Annotated in this window: 3 protein-coding genes; 2 read left to right on the forward strand and 1 reads right to left on the reverse strand. The window is 47.0% G+C overall.

Annotated elements, in window-relative coordinates; genetic code table 11:
- The coding region (locus tag ACO6VE_RS24150; protein WP_422464014.1) for a hypothetical protein at positions 1 to 2,045 on the forward strand (2,045 nt) is incomplete at its 5' end.
- A 130-nt stretch (positions 2,046 to 2,175) separates the two neighbouring features.
- Here the strand turns inward: ACO6VE_RS24150 and ACO6VE_RS24155 are convergent.
- Entirely contained in the window at positions 2,176 to 2,511 is a 336-nt protein-coding gene (locus tag ACO6VE_RS24155; protein WP_422450531.1) for a hypothetical protein, read from the reverse strand.
- A 309-nt stretch (positions 2,512 to 2,820) separates the two neighbouring features.
- Here ACO6VE_RS24155 and ACO6VE_RS24160 point away from each other — a divergent pair.
- Positions 2,821 to 3,156, forward strand: a 336-nt coding sequence (locus ACO6VE_RS24160; RefSeq protein WP_422464016.1) for a hypothetical protein, incomplete at its 3' end; no start/stop codon positions are given.

Below are 3,156 nucleotides of genomic sequence, written 5' to 3' on the forward strand. Positions count from 1 at the left end.
AGGTGAACGGCGAATTCAGCCTGGAACTGCTGCGGGCCTTTTCCTCCATGATGAGCAGTAGGGGCTTGCCCGACAAAGCGAAGGTGGAAGCATTCGTTCAATGGCTACCCTCGGTTGAAAATAAGAATATTCTGAAACTTTCTTGCCGAATATTTGCAAGTTTTGGTTTGCCCTCAGCAGAAAAACTGACTGAAAATGAGAAAACACTTCGCCAATGTCTTAATCAGCATGGTTGTACCACTGAACATGGCGACGACAATAGTGATGAAGATCTTTTAGAATCGAGTCAAATGAAAGCACTGGCTCTGTTCTTCTCTGGGCCCGCAAAATGGCGCATGAAAATTGCCGAATTCCAACAATATCTGGCTGCCCACAAGAGTCCTCGAAATGACAGAGTGGCTGTTCGTGCTGCGCTGAAATCATTGCTACCGATATTGGCTATCCATGGAGGAACTGGTATCCAGTTCTGGATTGAAAAATATCGTGAAAATCCACGCGGCAAAGGAGTACTCACTAAAACATTATCCATTCCTGCACCATTGGCTTTAACAAAATTTGCACTAACGCAACTCCCTGAATCTGAGATGCAGGAATACCTTGAACTTTGCAGAAACCTGAAGCCAGCCCCAACTCAGGAACAGTGGTATGCATTAAAACCACTTTGCCAACAGCTTGGCCAGCAATTTGACTTCACGCAATCTAAACGCACGATGCTGGAGATTCTCTGGCAACAATCAGAAGATAACCGCTCAAAATACGCGGATAAGATGGATGAGCTATTCAAAACCTTGCCCACCGTCTCACAGTGGCGCGGGTTACATCGGGTGCTTGGACAACACAAAATGCAGCAATTCATGGATGCCTGTCTTGACTATCAGGCTGCACCTGAAACTGCTCCTGATGTCACGATTCAGCAACGGTTGCTGGAAGGAATGTTACTGACAAACCACTATCTGCCTGAACACATCGATATACCGGATCTCTGCTTTTCAAACCGGGTGTCAACTGATGATGAAAGAGGCGTAGTTGTTGATGGTGATCACGTCATGTTGGGCCAGGAACGCCTGTGGTACTTTATCACGGCCATACTGTTCGAGCTTAAACAAACAGAGTATCAATTCAGGAATCAAAAGCTTACTGTCATGCCAACCGATGGTGAACCGGTTGTACTCCAAAAACCGGATTTTACCCTCACGGATACTGGCCTTGTTATAAAGAACTGGACATTGGAACAGTTGACCGCCTTTTTCAAGGCAACTGAATTCACAGAACAATGGTATGAAAAGCCTCAGGACAAACGGGAGCCCTATGCGATCAGGCTTGAGGCAAAATTAGCCCAAATGAAAGCAAGAACCAAAGAGACCAGGAAAGCTGAGCCTAAAAAAGCAGCATTTCTGCTGTCACCTTCCATGATTATCAATATCATCAAATACAAAAAACCATTAAAGCCAGCGGTGTGGTCATCTCTGGAACACTATGCCAGCAACGGCCAGCTAACCACAAGTTTATGTAAGGCGCTCAGCCCGGTTATCCGAAATGATAATGATGGTGTTGTTCCTGAGCTCGTTAAAAATGCAGTGGCTGAAAAGTTGGTACAGATTGAGACAACAAAAACACCCGTAGTAACAGCAATCGCTCTGCAACAACCTCCTGCAAGCACGCCCCCCCCTTGGGATCAGGATTCCACCAGGAGCATTCAAGGGCCGAAATTTACCTTTGAAGCGGCAATGGAAGAGCTGGATCGTTTTCCGATATTGGGGAATAGAGAACTTGAACTATTGGAACCCTATCGGAAAGAGATGATACTTCCGCAGTTAATAAGTGTTCTCCAAAAGATCAACCATTATGATGTGGATAAACAGACACAAAACGCCTGGCATTCAGCCTTAGAATGCAGAAAAAAAGACCCTCTTGGGCTGAACGAAATTGACATTGACATTTGGGAATCGGATTCTGATTTATTGTCGCCGGATTTTGATTTATTTGCGACCGAGTCAGAACGGGTCAACAACAATGACTGGATGGAAGAGTTCCTACAAGGATAAACCAGTTGCCCTGACTCAAGCATTTTACGGTTAAAATGGCAACATACGCTGGTTAAATTGGTGCCTACCTGAAATTAGAGGAAACCGGAAGCGAATATCAAGAAGAAAGTCAAACCACCAAAAACCGGTGTCATATATGGTCCCAGCTTTCTTTGCCATGCCGGTACAGTGTACGGGCAACCCGGATAGGGCCGACAGCTGACTGATAAGTTGCAGAACAACGCAATGCCCGGTGATAGCAGGTGCCATTGAACTCAATGACTGGTGCATCGACGTCGAGTGAAGCCAGATCATTTGCAAGAACCTCACACTTTGCCTGAGCAAAAAGAGCATGGACCTGGTTTTCATAATCTTCAAAGTGCCGGATCGAATTATGATGCTGGCGCAGGCGAATCAACATGAGTTCGAGCTGCTCAAGAGCGTGGCAAGTATTAGCGGTTTTCGCCAACGGCTGACATACTTCCATCGGGGCGGCCTCTCACTGGAACGGTGTAGTATTTCAGTAAACATCATACCGGTGTTTGGCCGTTACCCCATATCAGGCCGGACGAAATTTGTTGCTATGGGGGATTGCGTGGAGCGCAAACCCTGAAAATACAGTCAGTATGAGACTTTCACCCAAACGATTCTCCAACTGGAAACAGGGAGGACCTCCAAACAAACCATGCAGTCACCTTCCTCCTCAGCAACCGCAGATACTGTATCCAGGTTAACATCTACTGCAGCTGGAAGAGACGAGCCGTCAACCAGCCACAAACGCAAAAGAAAGCGGAGCATGGCAGGTCGCCAGATTGAAAAGACAACAACGGACACTGGAGCGTTGCCACCGCATCAACAGCAACCTGAATCCGGGACCATTTCCCCCATAAAGCTCAGGCGTGTTACTGGCAATAACTCGTGTATTGAGCGCTCTTCTTCGACTTCGGTTCAGGGTAATCCGGAGCCAATGGAGACTGACACGGCCATGTCTGCTGACGCAGCTTCCACGCTTCCGGGGATATCAATAAATCTACCAACAACCAGCGACAACAGGCTATTAACTGGCAATGAACATACCTCAGCGATGGTGCAGGTCATGCCTGAACCAATGAAGGATGTACCGCTCACTACA

Origin of the sequence: Endozoicomonas sp. ALB115 (assembly GCF_049310245.1) — a bacterium.
Lineage (GTDB): Bacteria > Pseudomonadota > Gammaproteobacteria > Pseudomonadales > Endozoicomonadaceae > Endozoicomonas.